The 17,476-nt window shown below is 41.9% G+C and carries 19 protein-coding genes and 4 tRNA genes; 7 read left to right on the top strand and 16 right to left on the bottom strand.

The genetic code is table 11. The features are described 5' to 3' along the window. Nucleotides 1-71: 71 nt before the first annotated feature. The 12 genes from rplL to MJ612_RS12945 all read right to left on the bottom strand — a co-directional run bounded on the left by rplL (nt 72) and on the right by MJ612_RS12945 (nt 7,506). Nucleotides 72-452, bottom strand: coding sequence for a 50S ribosomal protein L7/L12 (gene rplL / locus MJ612_RS13000; protein ID WP_187031510.1), 381 nt, complete (start codon nt 450-452; stop codon nt 72-74). A gap of 45 nt (nt 453-497) precedes the next feature. Continuing rightward, nucleotides 498-1,022: a 50S ribosomal protein L10 gene (gene rplJ, locus MJ612_RS12995; RefSeq protein WP_187031512.1), complete on the bottom strand. Its 525-nt coding sequence runs from the start codon at nt 1,020-1,022 to the stop codon at nt 498-500. 4 nt (nt 1,023-1,026) lie between these two features. Continuing rightward, complete coding sequence (gene rplA, locus MJ612_RS12990) at nt 1,027-1,719, bottom strand: 50S ribosomal protein L1 (RefSeq protein ID WP_187031514.1); 693 nt, start codon at nt 1,717-1,719, stop codon at nt 1,027-1,029. Between the two features lie 16 nt (nt 1,720-1,735). Then, entirely contained in the window at nt 1,736-2,179 is a 444-nt protein-coding gene (rplK, locus tag MJ612_RS12985) for a 50S ribosomal protein L11 (RefSeq protein ID WP_187031516.1), read from the bottom strand. A 10-nt stretch (nt 2,180-2,189) separates the two neighbouring features. Further along, nucleotides 2,190-2,747, bottom strand: coding sequence for a transcription termination/antitermination protein NusG (gene nusG, locus MJ612_RS12980; protein ID WP_187031518.1), 558 nt, complete (start codon nt 2,745-2,747; stop codon nt 2,190-2,192). Between the two features lie 9 nt (nt 2,748-2,756). Next, nucleotides 2,757-2,948 carry a preprotein translocase subunit SecE gene (secE, locus tag MJ612_RS12975; protein WP_187031520.1) on the bottom strand — a complete coding sequence of 64 codons (192 nt, stop codon included), beginning with the start codon at nt 2,946-2,948 and terminating at the stop codon, nt 2,757-2,759. A gap of 28 nt (nt 2,949-2,976) precedes the next feature. Then, nucleotides 2,977-3,049: transfer RNA gene (locus MJ612_RS12970), tRNA-Trp, on the bottom strand. Nucleotides 3,050-3,157: 108 nt separating this feature from the next. After that, nucleotides 3,158-4,345, bottom strand: a complete 1,188-nt coding sequence (tuf, locus tag MJ612_RS12965; RefSeq protein ID WP_187031522.1) for an elongation factor Tu — start codon at nt 4,343-4,345, stop codon at nt 3,158-3,160. Between the two features lie 67 nt (nt 4,346-4,412). Next, a tRNA-Thr gene (locus MJ612_RS12960) sits at nt 4,413-4,484 on the bottom strand. Nucleotides 4,485-4,583: 99 nt separating this feature from the next. Beyond that, nucleotides 4,584-4,656: transfer RNA gene (locus MJ612_RS12955), tRNA-Gly, on the bottom strand. A gap of 75 nt (nt 4,657-4,731) precedes the next feature. After that, a tRNA-Tyr gene (locus MJ612_RS12950) sits at nt 4,732-4,818 on the bottom strand. Nucleotides 4,819-4,962: 144 nt separating this feature from the next. Then, complete coding sequence (locus MJ612_RS12945; RefSeq protein ID WP_187031524.1) at nt 4,963-7,506, bottom strand: M1 family aminopeptidase; 2,544 nt, start codon at nt 7,504-7,506, stop codon at nt 4,963-4,965. A gap of 85 nt (nt 7,507-7,591) precedes the next feature. On the opposite strand from MJ612_RS12945, the gene MJ612_RS12940 reads away from it, so the two are divergent. The 4 genes from MJ612_RS12940 to MJ612_RS12925 all read left to right on the top strand — a co-directional run bounded on the left by MJ612_RS12940 (nt 7,592) and on the right by MJ612_RS12925 (nt 9,973). Next, nucleotides 7,592-8,089 (top strand): acetyl-CoA carboxylase biotin carboxyl carrier protein subunit, encoded by a 498-nt coding sequence (locus tag MJ612_RS12940; RefSeq protein ID WP_187031525.1) that lies wholly within the window; start codon nt 7,592-7,594, stop codon nt 8,087-8,089. Between the two features lie 83 nt (nt 8,090-8,172). Further along, nucleotides 8,173-8,892, top strand: coding sequence for a UMP kinase (gene pyrH / locus MJ612_RS12935; protein WP_187031528.1), 720 nt, complete (start codon nt 8,173-8,175; stop codon nt 8,890-8,892). An 89-nt stretch (nt 8,893-8,981) separates the two neighbouring features. Next, nucleotides 8,982-9,545 (top strand): ribosome recycling factor, encoded by a 564-nt coding sequence (gene frr / locus MJ612_RS12930; RefSeq protein ID WP_187031530.1) that lies wholly within the window; start codon nt 8,982-8,984, stop codon nt 9,543-9,545. 158 nt (nt 9,546-9,703) lie between these two features. Next, entirely contained in the window at nt 9,704-9,973 is a 270-nt protein-coding gene (locus MJ612_RS12925; RefSeq protein WP_187031532.1) for a hypothetical protein, read from the top strand. Nucleotides 9,974-10,049: 76 nt separating this feature from the next. Here the strand turns inward: MJ612_RS12925 and nadD are convergent, their stop codons facing one another. Genes nadD through MJ612_RS12905 form a run of 4 tightly spaced genes read right to left on the bottom strand, consistent with a single transcriptional unit; the run spans nt 10,050 to nt 12,111 of the window. Further along, on the bottom strand, nt 10,050-10,622 hold the full coding sequence (gene nadD / locus MJ612_RS12920) for a nicotinate (nicotinamide) nucleotide adenylyltransferase (RefSeq protein ID WP_187031534.1): 573 nt from the start codon (nt 10,620-10,622) through the stop codon (nt 10,050-10,052). Further along, nucleotides 10,619-11,203, bottom strand: a complete 585-nt coding sequence (gene gmk / locus MJ612_RS12915) for a guanylate kinase (RefSeq protein ID WP_187031536.1) — start codon at nt 11,201-11,203, stop codon at nt 10,619-10,621. Before gmk ends, nadD begins: the two co-directional genes overlap by 4 nt. 7 nt (nt 11,204-11,210) lie before the next feature. After that, nucleotides 11,211-11,492: an anti-sigma factor family protein gene (locus MJ612_RS12910; protein ID WP_187031538.1), complete on the bottom strand. Its 282-nt coding sequence runs from the start codon at nt 11,490-11,492 to the stop codon at nt 11,211-11,213. A gap of 25 nt (nt 11,493-11,517) precedes the next feature. Further along, the gene (locus tag MJ612_RS12905; protein ID WP_187031540.1) at nt 11,518-12,111 is read right to left on the bottom strand and encodes a sigma-70 family RNA polymerase sigma factor; all 594 of its coding nucleotides are present in this window, start codon (nt 12,109-12,111) and stop codon (nt 11,518-11,520) included. A gap of 311 nt (nt 12,112-12,422) precedes the next feature. Between MJ612_RS12905 and MJ612_RS12900 the strand changes: the two genes are divergently transcribed. The 3 genes from MJ612_RS12900 (at nt 12,423) to MJ612_RS12890 (ending at nt 17,416) form a co-directional block, all read left to right on the top strand. Next, nucleotides 12,423-13,517, top strand: coding sequence for a glycosyltransferase family 4 protein (locus tag MJ612_RS12900; RefSeq protein ID WP_187031542.1), 1,095 nt, complete (start codon nt 12,423-12,425; stop codon nt 13,515-13,517). A gap of 162 nt (nt 13,518-13,679) precedes the next feature. Then, entirely contained in the window at nt 13,680-16,634 is a 2,955-nt protein-coding gene (locus MJ612_RS12895) for a two-component regulator propeller domain-containing protein (RefSeq protein ID WP_187031544.1), read from the top strand. A 29-nt stretch (nt 16,635-16,663) separates the two neighbouring features. Then, nucleotides 16,664-17,416, top strand: a complete 753-nt coding sequence (locus MJ612_RS12890) for a LytR/AlgR family response regulator transcription factor (protein ID WP_187031546.1) — start codon at nt 16,664-16,666, stop codon at nt 17,414-17,416. Nucleotides 17,417-17,476: the final 60 nt, after the last annotated feature.

Below are 17,476 nucleotides of genomic sequence, written 5' to 3'. Positions count from 1 at the left end.
CGTATACAAACAGGAAAAGACCTGACTGATTCGCCAGGTCTACCTGTTCTCGATATGTTGATAAAGTGAGATTATTTGATCTCCACTTCAGCACCAGCTTCTTCCAAAGATTTTTTCAGTGATTCTGCTTCATCTTTAGCTACGCCTTCTTTAAGAGGCTTAGGAGCGCTGTCTACAACTTCTTTAGCTTCTTTCAGGCCAAGACCTGTAAGTTCTTTAACAAGTTTAACAACTGCTAGTTTAGATGCACCTGCTGACTTAAGAATTACGTCAAAAGAAGTTTTTTCTTCTGCAGCAGCTCCACCTTCAGCAGCACCACCACCAGCAACCATTACTGGAGCAGCAGCAGCTGGCTCGATACCGTATTCGTCCTTAAGGATTGTAGCTAGTTCGTTAACTTCTTTCACAGTTAAGTTTACTAACTGCTCAGCGAATGCTTTTAAATCTGCCATTTTTATTGAAATTAAAAGTTACTTATTGATTACGTTTTTTAAAAATTACTCTTTTTCAGATAGTGTTTTAAGAATTCCAGCAAGTTTATTACCACCACCCTGTAGGCCAGAGATAACATTCTTAGCAGGAGACTGAAGCAATGCAATCACATCCCCTATCAGCTCGAACTTAGACTTGATTGTTGCTAGAGTATCTAATTGGTTCTCACCAACATAAATACCGCTATCAATAAAGGCACCCTTTAAAAGTGGAAGCGTGTGTCCTTTTTTCCTAAAGTCTTTGATAAGCTTTGCAGGAGCATTACCTGTTTCAGGAGAGAATAAGATACCAGATGAACCTTTCAACACACCTTCCAGTGCAGTTGTGTCAGCTTCTAAAGTATCTAATGCTTTCTTGATTAATGTATTCTTGTAAACTTTGTATTCTAGGCCTCTATCGAATGCCATTCTTCTGAACTGGTTGATGCTAGCAACTGTCATAGTAGAAGCATCAGTGATATAGAAGTAGTTAGTATTAGCTAACTTCTCGCTCAGATCTTGTACGATTATCTCTTTTTCTTCCCTGGTCATTTTCTTAGATAGTTGCGTTCTTATCAACAATTACTCCCGGGCTCATTGTGCTAGACAATGTTATGCTCTTGATATAAGTACCCTTCGCTGAAGATGGCTTCAGGCGGTTAAGAGTAGCGATCACTTCTGCAGCGTTAGCAGCAATTTGCTCTGGTGTGAAAGAAACTTTACCTACACTTGTGTGGATAATACCAGTCTTGTCAACTTTAAAGTCGATTTTACCAGCTTTAACTTCTTTAACAGCTTTTGCTACATCTTGTGTAACTGTACCAGATTTTGGGTTTGGCATCAGGTTACGAGGACCTAATATTCTACCTAAGCGACCTACTTTTGCCATTACAGCAGGCATTGTTATGATCACATCAACATCTGTCCAGCCTTTTTCGATCTTCTGAATATAATCATCAAGACCTACAAAGTCAGCACCTGCATCTTTAGCTTCCTGCTCTTTGTCAGGTGTTACTAATGCAAGAACTCTTACCTCTTTACCAGTACCATGCGGAAGGGTAACAATACCACGTACCATCTGGTCTGCCTTGCGAGGGTCAACTCCTAAGCGTACATCTATATCAACAGAAGCATCGAATTTTGTAAAAGTAATATCTTTTACAACCGAGGCTGCATCTGTCAAAGAATACTCTTTTGTTAGGTCGGCCTTAGCTAAAGCCGCCTTCCTATTTTTTGATATCTTCGCCATTATCCTCTAACTGTTATTATTCGTTCCACGGAGCTGTACCAGAAACTGTTATACCCATGCTTCTTGCTGTACCAGCTACCATTCTCATAGCAGACTCCAGTTTGAAAGCATTTAAATCAGGCATTTTCAGTTCAGCGATCTCTCTTACCTGATCCCAAGTAACTGAACCCACTTTATTACGGTTTGGTTCTTTTGAACCTCCCTTAATTTTAGCAGCATCCATTAACAATACTGGAGCAGGTGGCGTCTTAACAACGAAGTCGAAGGACTTATCTGCGTAGATTGTAATCAATACTGGTAACACCTGGCCAGGCTTATCCTGAGTTCTAGCATTGAACTGCTTACAGAACTCCATGATGTTAAGACCTTTAGAACCAAGTGCAGGTCCAACCGGTGGCGATGGATTCGCGGCACCTCCCTTTATCTGAAGTTTCAGATAACCTTTTATTTCCTTTGCCATTATTTATTTACTACGATTCTTTTTCTACTTGCATGTAATTCAGCTCAACTGGTGTATTTCTTCCGAAGATCTTCACCATTACATTAAGCTTCTTACGCTCTTCAAACACTTCTTCCACTGTTCCGGAGAATCCACTGAATGGACCATCCATTACTTTTACAGTTTCACCAACTATAAATGGAGTATCCAGTACTTCAGCTTGCTCTTCTGCCTCGTCTACCGTACCTAGTATTCTATTCACTTCTGCCGGGCGCAAAGGAACTGGTTTTTTACTTGCTTCTCCTGTACCTGAGCCTAGGAACCCAATAACACCTGGAGTGCTAATGATAAGGTGTTCTGCCTCACCATGGCTTAGATCAGCATTTACAAGTACATAACCTGGAAAGAAGTTACGCTCTCTGATTCTTTTTTTACCTCCACGCATCTCATATACCTTTTCTGCAGGTATAAGCACTTGTGGCACATACTCTCCTAAGTTATGGCGCATGATCTCATTCTCAAGATATGCTTTTGCTTTTTTCTCTTGCCCGCTAACTGCGCGTACTACATACCATTTTAAATCAGCCATTGCTTATTATTAAAACTGGTTGTAGAACCAAGTTAATGATGAATCAAAAACAAAGTCCATTGCACCTACTACCAGGGCAAACACTAAAGAACCTATCAATACAAGTACAGAACTGTTTTGCAATTCTTTAAAAGTAGGCCATGAGACTTTCTCTCTCATTTCTTCTACCGTTCCGTTAAAGTAGTTCTTAATGTTGCTCATCGTCTTAAATGCCTGAGTATTAAAATTGCACGGGTGGAGAGACTCGAACTCCCAGCCAATGGTTTTGGAGACCACTACTCTACCAATTGAGCTACACCCGTAAAAAAATGCACTTCATTATTGAAATGGAGTGCAAATTTATTTAATTGTTTTTGAAAAACAAACCCGTTCCTAACTTTATTATTAAGAACGGGCTGCTTCAAGTATAATTAGTCTAAGATCTCAGTTACCTGACCGGCACCTACAGTTCTACCACCCTCACGGATAGCGAAACGAAGACCTTTTTCCATTGCTACTTTGTTGATCAGCTTCACAGTGATAGTGATGTTATCACCAGGCATAACCATTTCTACACCTTCTGGAAGGATGATCTCACCAGTAACGTCTGTAGTTCTGAAGTAGAACTGTGGACGGTACTTGTTAAAGAATGGAGTGTGACGTCCACCTTCTTCTTTAGAAAGAACGTAAACCTCAGCTTTGAATTCCATGTGAGGCTTAACAGAACCTGGCTTACAGATAACCATACCACGACGGATATCAGTTTTCTCAATACCACGAAGAAGTAGACCTACGTTGTCACCAGCTTCACCTCTGTCAAGGATCTTACGGAACATTTCAACACCAGTAACTACTGACTTCAAGTTCTCAGCACCCATACCCAAGATCTCAACCTGCTCACCAGAGTTGATCACACCACGCTCGATACGACCTGTAGCAACAGTACCACGACCAGTGATTGAGAATACGTCCTCAACTGGCATCAGGAAAGGAAGGTCAACAAGACGAGCAGGGATTGGAATCCAGCTATCAACTGCATCCATTAACTCTTCGATAGTTTTCACCCATTTCTCATCACCGTTCAAGCCACCAAGAGCTGAACCCTGAATTACTGGAATGTTATCGCCATCGAAATCATAGAAAGAAAGAAGCTCACGGATTTCCATCTCAACAAGCTCAAGAAGCTCTGGATCGTCAACCATGTCAACTTTGTTCATGAACACTACAAGCTGAGGAACACCTACCTGACGAGCAAGAAGGATGTGCTCACGAGTTTGTGGCATTGGACCGTCAGTTGCAGCAACCACAAGGATAGCACCGTCCATCTGAGCAGCACCAGTAACCATGTTCTTCACGTAGTCAGCGTGACCTGGGCAGTCAACGTGTGCATAGTGACGGTTTTCAGTAGCGTATTCTACGTGTGAAGTATTGATAGTAATACCTCTTTCTTTTTCTTCAGGAGCGTTATCGATTGAAGAGAAGTCGCGTAGTGCAGCCAGACCTTTTTTAGCCAATACTGTAGTAATGGCAGCAGTCAAAGTTGTCTTGCCGTGGTCAACGTGACCGATTGTACCGATGTTTACGTGCGGTTTGGAGCGGTCAAATGTTTCTTTAGCCATTGTATGATATAAAATTAAGGTTAAAACGTTTAAGTTTAAGTTGTGCTCTTTACACGAACAGACTTAGAGCCAACGATGGGAATTGAACCCACGACCCCTTCCTTACCAAGGAAGTACTCTACCCCTGAGCTACGTCGGCTTTCAAACTTTTCTAAATCTTTGTTTATACTAAAAAGGAAATCCATATACATGAAATTCCTTCCTGCAAAACCAATAAGATTTAAAATCTGTTCTATTGAGCGGGAGACGAGGGTCGAACTCGCGGCCTATAGCTTGGAAGGCTATCGCTCTACCAACTGAGCTACTCCCGCTTTTAAACTTTAAATGATTGAATAAGTGAACGAGCAAATAAAATCACTACCATTCATTTACTCAATCATTCAATTTGGTGGGGAGAGCAGGATTCGAACCTGCGAAGTCATTACAACAACGGAGTTACAGTCCGTCCCATTTGGCCGCTCTGGAATCTCCCCAAACGCTAATTTCAATCAGCTTTCCTTAGTTCGTTTTATCGCTACGTGCGCGCCTTTCGTTCTAAGGAGATGCAAAATTAAGCGCTTTTTTATTACAGTCAAATATTCGTTCAAAAATTATTCAAAAATTTTAATGCTATTGAATTACAGCGACTGTTTATACATCTCTATCAGGCGTTTATCTTTTTCCTGCGCTTTAATTTTTTCTAACCTTTCTTTTACTTCCGGCTTATCCGACATCACCATCAGGGCCTGGAAGGCTGCCATACGCACATAATACAGGTTATTATTTTGTGCTATGTCTGCCAACATTTCTATAGTTTCCGGTGTGTTTGTACTGGAGTTGCTTGCCAGATAAGCACCAAAGCTCTGCAGCATATAATATTTTCCGCTGCTTTTACTATTCCTGATCTTTTCAACAAACCAGTTATACTTCTCCGGTCCTCCCTGAAGTGCATAGAAAGAAGACAAAGCCACGGCAATATCTTCATTTTGCTCTTTTTCAAATTTAGAGAGCTTTTGTTTTGCATCTTCTGCACCTGTACCGGCATAGGCAATTATACCTGCTGCTGCCACTTGGTATGAACTATCCTTTAAAGCTGCTTCGTAAATGTTTTTATACTTGTCTGCACCCCATCCTGATAGTAAAAGTATAGCATCAGCCCTGACAGATCCTTTTTTATCTTGTTTAGCTATCTGTTCTACTTTAGCTACCATAGCCTGACTTGCGTCTGGTTTAATATCTGTTAATGAGTTTAAAGCCATACTTCTGATAAACCAGAAATCATCTTTTAAGGCATCCTGAAACAACTTTAGCTCAGCACCTGCATTTTTAGCCAGTAAAGTCAGTGCTTCAGTTTTAGGCATTACCTGTTTACTGTTGTAAAACTGGTACCGTAATTCTTCAGGAGACTTTTCATGCTCTACAACCCCAAGTAACTGCTGCTCACTATCGAATAAAACAAGCTGTGGCTGAGTTGCTACCGGGAAAGTATAGGTTTGGTTAGCTTTTGTGATCTCAATCGGATAATCAGTTCGCTTGCCATTTGCCCATACAGCAATTTTAAGAGGCAGGCGGTAAACAGGCATATAGGTTGTATCCTGTAGTTGCTGTACCTGCAGGCTTAGTTGTCCGTTCTGGTAAGTATGTGCTACCTTAAGCTCCGGGTGACCAGGTTTCATAAACCATTGGTCGAAGAACCACATCAGGTCCTCCCCTGTTACATCTTCAAAAGCCATTCTAAGTTCCGCGACTTCTACATCAGAGAATTTATTCTGGGTGAGGTAGCGGTTAAGAGCTGCAAAGAAAGCTTCGTCGCCGACATACTTGCGAAGCATGTGCAACACACGCCCGCCTTTCGCATAAGAGTGGCTATCAAACATATCTTCCTTATCACCATAACGGTAACGAATAAGTGGCTCGCGCTTAGTCTGCGCTTCTTCTAAGTACTGCCCAAGTTCATCCATCTGTGCATAAGCTGCCTCATCTGCACCATACTTATGCTCTGCCCACAGGTACTCGCTATAGTTGGCAAAAGCTTCGTTAAGTGGTAGGTTGGCCCACGACTCTGTAGTAACATAATCGCCGAACCACTGATGGAAGAGCTCATGCGCTATAATGTTGTCCCAATTCTTATCAAGCAGTTCGCGCTCGTTTAATTGCAGATCTTCCATAAAGGTAGAGGCCGAAGTGTTTTCCATAGCCCCGGAAACGAAATCTCGCACTACTACCTGTGAATACTTTGACCATGGGTAAGTCACACCTAATTTCTTGGTAAAGAACTCCATCATTTCCGGGGTGTTACCAAAAATCTTTTTGGCAGTTCCTTTATAAGCAGGCTCTACATAATAGCTTACTTCTTTATCGCGCCATTTGTCTTTAACTATAGCAAACTCCCCTATCGCCATCATAGCTAAGTATGGCGCGTGAGGTAATTCCTGTTTCCAATAGTCAGTTTTGGTGCCATCGGAGTTCTGGCGCGAGTACATAAACGTACCGTTTGATAGCGTACTATACTTTTTATCTATCGTGATATAGATATCCTGTGTCATGCGCTCGTTTGGTGCATCTATAGTCGGGAACCAGGCAGAGCTTGCTTCTGTCTCACCTTGTGTCCATATCTGCCGTGGCTTATTTAGGTCTTTGCCGAGCGGATTGATGAAGTATAAACCTTTGTCTTCTGTTATTGCATCGCTACCGCCTGCTGCCAGTTCATTTGGTTTGGCAGTATAATCGATCTCAATAGTATACTTTTCGTCGCGGGTAAAAGTCTTACCTAAATCTATCGTTAATTTTTGTCCGTCATAGGTATACTTCAGTTCTGTACCATCGTACCCTTTCATCAGGTTCACGCTATGTATATCAAACCCTTTGGCATCTAGTACAAGCGTTTTCTGCGGGTAGAAGTATGGTTTCAGGGTTAACTCAGCTACTCCATTCAGATGTTGTTTTTCCCAGTCAAAACTTACACGCAGGGTGGTGTGCAACAGGTCGTGCTTCTTGGTACGGGAAGGATTGAATTCATGCATTTTGGGTGCCCAGACAGGCACGCCATTTTGAGCTTCGGAAGTTTGGGTGGTAGCCTTGTTATTTTTTGAGGCGTTGGTTGCTTCTTTGTTTGTGGCGCAGCCGCCTGCAAAAGCCATTGCTGTTGCCAGGCCAACTATGCTCAGAAAGCGTTGATTCATGATATGATGTTTTAATTTTGACTTCAATTTCTAAAATTACTCTGAGAATTCAACTATCTTTAGGCTCCTAAACCAGAAACAAGAGATGCTGCAGGTAAAAACCGCTAACGATAAAACATGGCAGGTTGACATACAAAAAGATGCTATTCTTCTCAACGAAACTCCCTTTAACTGGGATATCACACCGATAGGCACTAATACCTACCACATTATTCACAACTATAAATCTTATACTGCGGAGCTCGTTCAAGCCGATTATCAGGCTAAGACCTTTACGTTTAAGATTAATGGCGTTACCCATACGGTAAGCGTGAAAGACCAGTTCGATCTTTTACTGGATAAACTGGGTATGAGCAACGCCAATGCCCAGAAGGTGAACGATGTAAAAGCACCAATGCCAGGACTTATACTTGATATTAAAGTACAGCCAGGCCAGGAAGTGAAAAAAGGTGACCCAATCATGATCCTGGAAGCGATGAAGATGGAGAATATCCTGAAGTCGCCGGGAGACGGCGTGGTAAGAGAAATAAAAGTAGCTGTAAAACAGAACGTGGAAAAAAACCAGGTTTTGATCTTATTTTAAAATATTTGTGTTGCCAACCGGGCAGCACGTCTGCCGCCCGAAGCACAGTAGAAAGTATCCATAAACTATACAAACTATAGATCGTGAAGTATAAAAGAATTTTATTAAAGCTAAGCGGTGAGGCGCTAATGGGTGAGCAGCAATACGGTATCGACTCTGAGAGACTGATGCAGTATGCGCAGGAAATAAAGGAAGTAGCAGCGCTGGGTGTAGAAGTGGCAGTAGTTATCGGAGGTGGCAACATCTTTAGAGGCGTACAAGCCGAAGAAGTAGGTCTAGACCGTGTGCAGGGAGACTATATGGGTATGCTGGCTACTGTTATTAATAGCATGGCTTTACAAAGTGCCCTGGAGAAATTAGGTGTTTATACCCGTTTGCTTTCCGGCATTAACATACAACAGGTGTGTGAGCCATACATTCGCCGCCGTGCAGTGCGCCACTTAGAGAAAGGCCGTGTAGTAATTTTTGGTGCCGGCACAGGTAACCCATACTTCACAACAGATTCGGCGGCTAGCTTACGTGCTATAGAAATTGAAGCAGATGTAGTATTGAAAGGAACACGCGTAGATGGCATCTATTCTGCTGATCCTGAGAAAGATCCAAATGCTATATTCTATTCAGACATCTCGTTTAAGGATGTGTTTGAAAAAGGATTAAATGTAATGGATATGACTGCCTTTACACTATGCAAGGAGAACGACCTGCCTATTATTGTATTCGACATGAACAAGCCGGGTAACCTGAAGCGCGTTGTTAGTGGCGATAAAGTAGGTACACTCGTAACCATGACCGAAGAAGCTTAAGCCAAGTCAGGTAAAGTGATAAAATTTAGTATTTTTGCAACCACAACGAATAAGTATAGTTTAACAAGAATCTTAAGCTACAAATTGATATGACGGAAGAAATTCAGTTTTACCTCAGCGAAGCAGAGGAGTCTATGCAGAAAGCAGTACAGCACACAGGCTCAGAACTAACAAAGATCAGAGCTGGCAAGGCATCTCCTGCGATGGTAGAACACCTGAGAGTAGATTACTATGGTACTCCTACCCCAATTTCGCAGGTTGCCAATATCACTGCACCAGATGCACGCACCCTAACTATTAAGCCTTGGGAGAAGAACATGGTGGGTGAGATCAATAAAGCCATCAAGAACAGCGACCTTGGCCTGAACCCGATCCAGGATGCTGACTCTGTTCGCCTTAATATTCCGGCTTTAACTGAAGAGCGTCGCCGTGAACTGGTAAAACAGGTAAAAGGTGAAACCGAATCTGGTAAAGTGGCGATCCGTAACATCCGTAAAGATGTAAACGACTCACTGAGAAAGCTGCAGAAAGAAGGTACTTCAGAAGATGCCGTTCGTGATGCAGAAGCCAAAGTACAGAAGATGACTGACTCTTACATTGTAAAGATCGACGAGCTACTAACTAAAAAAGAAGCCGAGATCATGACGATCTAAGTATAAACCCTAGTATAATAGAAAAGGCCCCGCTATTCTTAATAGCGGGGCCTTTTCTGTTATACTTCCTCTACATTTCTCAAAGTCTGTACCTGCGTTTTTAACAACTGCTTCATAAAGCCGTAGAGCAGACTAAAAGAACTATAACTTTTATAAATATGAAAACAACTTATACTAAAGTAATTACAGGCTTTTTCATCGTCCTTTTCCCTTTAATAGTTGGTTGCTCTGTTATTGGCGGCAACAGTTACTCAAGTGATCCTAACATACGAAAACAGCAAGAGGAAATTGAGCGACTTGAGGAGGAACACAAAGAGCTGAAGCGCCTTGCCAATGAAGCCACCCAACGCGAGAAAGCAGCTAAAAGTAGATTGAAAGCTGCTGAGCACGAATTAAAGGCAATGAAATCACAGGTTCAAGCAAATTAAAACGTAGACATTATCTTAAATAAAAAAGAAGCCCATTACATAATTGCAACGGGCTTCTTTTTTATTTAAGCTTTTCTTACTGATACAGCTTTTGTACCTTGATATAGTTTATCACTTCATCGGGTACCATATACTTTATACTTTTCTCTTCCCGGATACACTGCCTGATAAAGGTTGCTGATATATCAAGTATAGGCGCTTTAACAAGTTTCATGTTCGGGAAAGAAGTAAGCTCGGTAATAACAGAACCAGATCGGGGATAAACATATACCTGGTGATACTCCAGTATCCGCTCGTAGTTCTTCCACTTCGGGAACAGCGCCAGGTTGTCTTCCCCCATTATCAGCACAAACTCATAACTCGGATACTTTTCCTGTAAGTAGGTTAGTGTATCTATCGTATAGCTTGGCTTCGGCATACTGAACTCAATGTTCGATACTCCCAGATTAGGATTATCAGCTATTGCCAGCGATACCATGTGTAACCTGTCGAACTCGTGTAGCAGCGTATTGCTTGGCTTAAACGGGTTCTGCGGCGACACCACCAACCAGACAGTATCCAGGTCGGTGTTGGTAGCCATGAAATTAGCAAGTATAAGATGACCGGTATGGATGGGGTTAAAAGAGCCAAATAAAAGCCCTACCTTCATACAATAGCTGGTTCTGAATTAAGAAACTCGTTTACCAGTTTTTCAGCTTTGGAGCATGCAGTTTCCAGGTTATCGTTCACAATCACCTCATCGAACTGATCTTCAAACTCCATCTCGAATTTTGCTTTAAAAACTCGGCTGCTGATGCTGGATGCCGAATCGGTGTTGCGGGCCTGCAGCCTGTTAGCCAGCTCTTCAATAGAAGGTGGCTTCACGAAAACAGCAAGTGCTCTTTCTTTGTAAAAATGCTTTATACTTAATCCTCCTTTTACATCTACATCCAGAATGGCGTGCTTGCCGCTTGCCCAGATGCGTTCTATTTCTGATTTAAGTGTACCATAGAAGGCGCCTTCATACACTTCTTCCCACTCCACAAATTCATCATTAGCGATCCTGTTCTTAAAATCTTCCGGAGTGATGAAGTAATAATCTTTGCCGTTTACTTCGGTGCGACCACGCTTATCGCGGGTGCAGGCAGATATGGAAAAGCTAAGATTTGGGTTTACGCTAAGCAGGTGCTTTACAATAGTAGTTTTACCGGCACCGGACGGAGCCGAGAAGATAATGATCTTTCCTTGCATCAGGGTGTTAAATTGTTTCCTGTATTTTGGCTTTAATGGTCAGTGCCAGGCTTTCAGGCACGATAACACGCTTGAGGTGACCACTGATAAGGCCTTTTAGGAGTTTTTGCTTCTGATGGCTCTCGAAGCAGCTCACACATTCTTCAATGTGATTATTAAAGAAGCTTTGCTCTTCTGCAGACGCTTCCCCGTCTACAACTGAGTCCAGCAGATCTGCCACCTGCCCACACGCTCCATCCTTCTCATCGGCAGATTCTTTCTGATACATTTCCGTAAATTTCGATTCCATCTTTACTCAACTCTAAAGTATTTTACTAACTGTTATAACCCATAGTTTTGGCGTACTTTTCCAACTTCTCTTTTAAAGAGTTCCTAGCGCGGTGCAACCTTGATCTCACCGTACCGATCGGAATGTCCAGTATTTTGGCCATCTCTTCGTAGGTAAAACCTTCCAGATCACAAAGTATAATCACTGTTCTGAAGTCTACAGGCAGGGTATTTAAAGCACTTGCCACTTCATCTCCGATCAGGTCCTGCACACTTTCGGTACGCATGTCGGTGGTAGTGGCTACGCCATTATCCCCTTCTACGTCTTCGGTGTTATAGTAACCTTCTACTTCGCTATAGTCTACCTTAGCGGGCTGCTTGCTCTTTTTCCGGAACTCGTTAATGAAAGAGTTCTTCAGGATTCGGAACAGCCATGCTTTGGCATTAGTTCCTTGTTCAAAGTAGTCAAAGAAGCGGTATGCCTTCAAGTAGGTTTCCTGCACCAGGTCGTTGGCATCGTCCTCATCCAAGGTGAGCCTGTAGGCAAAGTTGTACAGAGGGTCCAGTACGGGCAGTAATTCGGCCTCGAACCGGGCATCTTTTTCCTCTTTACTCAATTGTTTACCTGTTTGCTCGCTCATTTAAGTATAGTTTATACTTTCAGTAAAATCCCTCAATGGCGTATTATACGCAAATATAGGAATTTAAATTACATACCTATCTTGCCACTTCAGGGTTGCACTATACAGGCAGTACCCTTGGCATGCAGGCATTTATCAGCCATATACGCAGTAATTGGTTAATTCGCTCTATTTATTTGATTATACTTGTACTACCTGCTGTATACTGATAAGCTACTACATACCAGCTTTTTGAGATTGTAGCATTGTTTGTTGTACTTTTGCATAACAGGTGAACGAACAGAGAAGCCCTTGCAGCAAACAGAAATAAAATGCAAATACTACAGTTAGTATCCGAAAAATCGTGGCGTGGTGGTGAGCAGCAGGTGGCTTACCTGATTGAAGAATTGCAAAAAGCAGGAGTCACCTCTCATGTGGCCTGCAGGCGCAATACGCCTTTCGAGCAGTATTGCATCCAGCAAAATATACCTCACATCGCGTTAGGCTTCCGTAATGAGTTTGATCTGCAAACAGCTTTTAAAATAAAACAGTATTGCCGTCAGCAAAATATCAGCCTGGTGCATGTGCACAGCGGCCATTCGCATGCTATAAGTGTTTGGGCTAACTTGCTCGGAAATAAGATACCAATTGTGCTGAGCCGCCGCGTAGATAACCCGGTAAAGAGCAACAGGCTCTCTCACTACAAGTATAATTACCCGGGTATAGCGCGGGTGCTATGTGTTTCCGATAAAATAAAGGAAGTAGTATCTCGGAGCCTGGATAATCCACAGATCTGTACAACTGTGTACAGCGGCATAGATTTAGACAGGTTCTCTGGTTGTGAGAATAGCAGAAAATTACACCAGGAATTTAACCTTCCGGAGGCTCAGATCTTAATAGGAAATATTTCGGCCATCTCCCCTCATAAAGACTACTATACATTTGTAGATACTGCAGAACAGGTAGTACAGAAACTCCCGAATGTTACCTTCTTTATAATAGGGGATGGACCTGAACGCCCGGCGATAGAAGCTTATATAGCCCAGAAAAACCTGCGACAGCACATACTACTCACAGGTTTCCGGAAAGATATACCAGAGCTGATGTGTGAACTGGATGTGTTATTAGTTACCTCTGAAACGGAAGGATTGGGTACTACTATCCTGGATGCCTTTGCTGCACAAACACCAGTTGTTGCTACAGCCGCGGGAGGTATACCAGAACTGGTACAGGATGGTGTAACAGGCATGCTAGCACCAATAAAATCACCTGGTAAAATAGCTGCTAAAATAGTAGAGCTGATTCAAAATCCTGTATTGCGTAACAACATTGTAACAGGTGCAAGCCAAAAAGTGCTTAAATACTCGAAAAAAGCAACTGCCCTCCATACTTTGGCTATTTACAAGGAAATACTAGCTGCTAGCTAATTTTCCGAAACTTTGCTTTAAAGCGTTTACTTTTTGAAGATATACCCGTAGTACAAAAGATACTTGCAAAAGTTTAATTGTATTTACTGAATCAATGTTGTGTTCTTTTCCAGCATTGTGCCTGCTACCGGAATATCTTATATGCGCTTTTTATTAGTCCTTTTGTTATCCTTTATTACGGGAGTTGCTGTTACTGCACAGCAATACAATTTCCGTAACTGGACCTTAGCAGATGGATTACCACAATCTAAAGTAAACGATATAATCCAGGACCACCGGATGCAGATTTGGGTGGCAACACGGGGAGGCATCAGTCGGTTTGATGGTAACACCTTTTATACGTATACCAGGCAGCAAGGCTTGGCCAGTAACAATGCTTCCTGCCTGTTTCAGGATAGCCGCAATAATATCTGGATCGGGAGCACTGATAACGGAATTACCCGGTATAATGGAAAGAAATTTAACAAATACGGTATAAAAGCCGGTTTACCTCCTGGTGGTGTCAATAGTATTATTGAAGATAATATAGGTAAGCTTTGGGTTGCTACAGGCTCAGGAGTTTATACTTTAAATGGTACCCGATTTACGTTAGCTCCTGAATTCCCGAAGCAAACTTATACAAAACTCCTCTACGAATCTTCCGGAAAGATATGGGCCGGAAGTGTAAATAACGGTCTTTACCGATTACAAAAAGGTAAAACAGATCATTTTAAAGCTCCGCAACACAAGTTACCTTCTAACACTATAACTGCCATTTATAGTGAGGCTGATGCAGGTAAAGTATGGATTGGAACAACCAACGGCCCTGCCTACTTTACAGGAAACAAAATAACTATATTGCCTTTACCAGCTTCAGTAGTTCACTCCTCTGTAGCTGATTTTACCCGCAACGCTTACGGCAATATATTGATTGGCCTGCAGAACGATGGTCTCATAACAATTAATGAAAAAGAAATAAACCACACCACCAGGGTTAATGGGCTAAGTTCTAACCAAACCACATCACTTCTGTTTGACAAGGAAGGAATAATATGGGTTGGAACGAACGGACAGGGCCTACAGCAATTAAAAGATCAATGGTTCATGCATTACTTTGATTTAGGAACTATAAAAGATCCCTCTATCACTGCACTAGCCAAAGATACGAAAGGCCGTGTATGGTTTGGAACAACCAAGGGAGATGCAGCTTACATGCAAAATGGTAAGCTAACCACTCTCGAAACTAAAGTATGGCCGGCAGGAACCGTTTTGCATAATATGCTGGTAAGGTCGGAAACTGATGTCTGGGTAAGTACTAACCAGGGAGTCTGGAATCTACAACCAGGAAGCGTCCGCCACTATACCACAACACAGGGCTTACCATCAAATGAAGTATACTACATTGCGGCTGATAAGCAGGGAAAGTTATGGTTTGCAACAGCTAATGGTGTAGCTTATTTAGATAACAATAAATTTATACCTGTACATCCTACTGCCAAAGAAGCAACAGGAAAGGTTTATTATATCTTTTTAGATCGCCGGCAAAAGTTATGGATAGGCACTGATAAAGGAATATACTATGTTAATAATGACCAGTTACATAATATAAAGCCAGTTACGAAACATACTTTCGGAGAAGTAACCTCTATCTCTGAAGATGATGAAGGCTGGTTATACTTTGGAGGCTTTAACTATGGTCTGCTGGCTTTTCATGAAAAAAATAAGGAAGTCCGGCTTTTCAATTCAACAAACGGGTTACCCAACGATGGTATCAAAAGTATTTATACCGACAGGAACAACAATTTATGGGTAGGCACTAGTAATAATGTACTAAAAATAGATCTCAGCTATTTCCACCAGACTAAAAAGCTTAATTTCCGGACGTACAGCGGGCATAATGGATTTACGGGGTTAGAGGTATCTACTAATGGAATAACTGAGACACCAGATGGAGCCATATGGTTTGGAACAGCAAAGGGTTTAACAAAATATATCCCGGAACTGGATAGAATAAACAAAGCTACCCCTGAACTACTTTTAACAGATATTAAACTGTTTATGCGGCCCACTAACTGGAAACAGTTTGGCTTTACTATCGATTCATCCAGCGGCTTACCTGTTAACCTTAAATTACCTCACAATAAAAACCATATCACCTTTGATTTCCAGGGCATCTGCTTATCGGCTCCCTCAGAAGTAAAGTATAAATACATGCTTACCGGTCATGATCAGCAATGGTCAGAAGCCACAAACCAGTCCTTCGCCTCATATGCTAACCTGGCTCCAGGCACCTACACTTTTAAGTTAAAAGCTCAGAACAACGATGGCTACTGGACTTCAAAACCATTGACTTATTCATTTATGGTTGCGCCACCAGTATGGCGACGTGAGTGGTTTATTGGCTTACTTCTGTTGCTGGCAACAGGTGTAGTTATTAGTGTGGTACGCTTTCGGGAGCAAAGTCTTGTTAAAATGAATAGCCTTTTAGACATGCGTGTAAAGCACCGAACCCGCATGCTGGAACGCAAACATCGCGAAAAAGAACTACTGCTACAGGAAGTACATCATCGTGTAAAAAATAACCTTCAGATCGTGATCAGCCTGCTTAATTTACAGGCTCGCCATGTAAAAGACCCGGAAGCAAAGGAAGTTATGCAGGCTATTAAAAGCCGTGTGCGCTCTATGGCATTGCTGCATGAGCGCCTTTATCGCCACGACAACCTGGAACATATAGATCTGGCGTCTTATTTCAGAGAGATCTTTAATAGCCTGTATGCAGCTTATGGCGTTTCTGAAGAAAAGGTATTGCTGCAAATACAAATCCCCCCGGTGAATGTAGACATAGACACGGCCATTACACTTGGATTAATTGTGAACGAACTTGTCTCAAACACGTTAAAATATGCATTCCCCGGCACCAATACCGGTATACTTGGTATTGATCTTTTGCAACAAGACAAAACACATTACCAGCTTACTGTTTGGGACAATGGCATTGGCTCAAGCCAGGAACACGATCAGCAACAATCTTTTGGACTTCAATTAGTGAATTCGCTAAGCAAGAAGCTGAACGGTTACATTAAATTTGAACAAAATAATGGCACTAAATCAATATTGTTTTTTGTTTTGCCATCATAATTTATTTTTTCACGTAAGTACCTAATGCTATGACAAAACCCAAGATTCTTATTTCAGAAGACGAGGTCATTATTGCAGAAGATATTGCTGCATGCCTGGAAGATTTAGGGTACGAAACGTGTGCCATTGATACAGGCGAGGATACTCTTGATATGATCAGAGAAACAAAGCCTGATCTCGTACTGCTAGACATTAACCTCAGAGGAGGATCGGATGGTGTGGATATAGGTTCTCAGATTAAAAAAGAGTTTAATATTCCGTTTATTTACCTGACAGCGTACGCAGACAAATCCACAATCGATCGTGCCAAGAAAACCGAACCAGACGGGTTCCTTGTGAAACCTTTTGACGAAAAAAGCCTGCGCTCAACTATAGAAATTGCGCTGTACAAGCATGGGCATAACCATAAGCCTAACGGCAAAAGTACGGCAGAGCAAACAGAACCCGAACATAAAGAAATGGATCCTTTGCAAGACTATATTTTTGTTAAGGTAAAGCATCGCATTATTAAAGTGATGTACAGCGATATACTTTGGGTAGAAGCTTATGATAATTATTCTTTTATAGTTACCTCAGACCAGAAATACCTGGTAAGCTCTACGCTGAAAGATATGGAACATAAACTGCCATCTCACAACTTTGTACGGGTTCATCGCTCCTACATTGCTAACCTCGATAAAGTAGAAGCACTGGAAGAAAATGCTGTGGTGTTTGGCAAAGGCGAGATTCCGATAGGAAAATCTTACAAGAAAACGCTCATGTCCAGATTTAATATATTATGAGACACAACTACAACATAACTATAGGCTAGAAAAAAATAAAGCCCGGTACAGCAATGTACC

Source organism: Pontibacter deserti, assembly GCF_023630255.1.
Classification (GTDB): Bacteria; Bacteroidota; Bacteroidia; order Cytophagales; family Hymenobacteraceae; genus Pontibacter; species Pontibacter deserti.
Note: the sequence above shows the minus strand (reverse complement) of the source record. Positions and strands in the feature narration are given on the sequence as shown.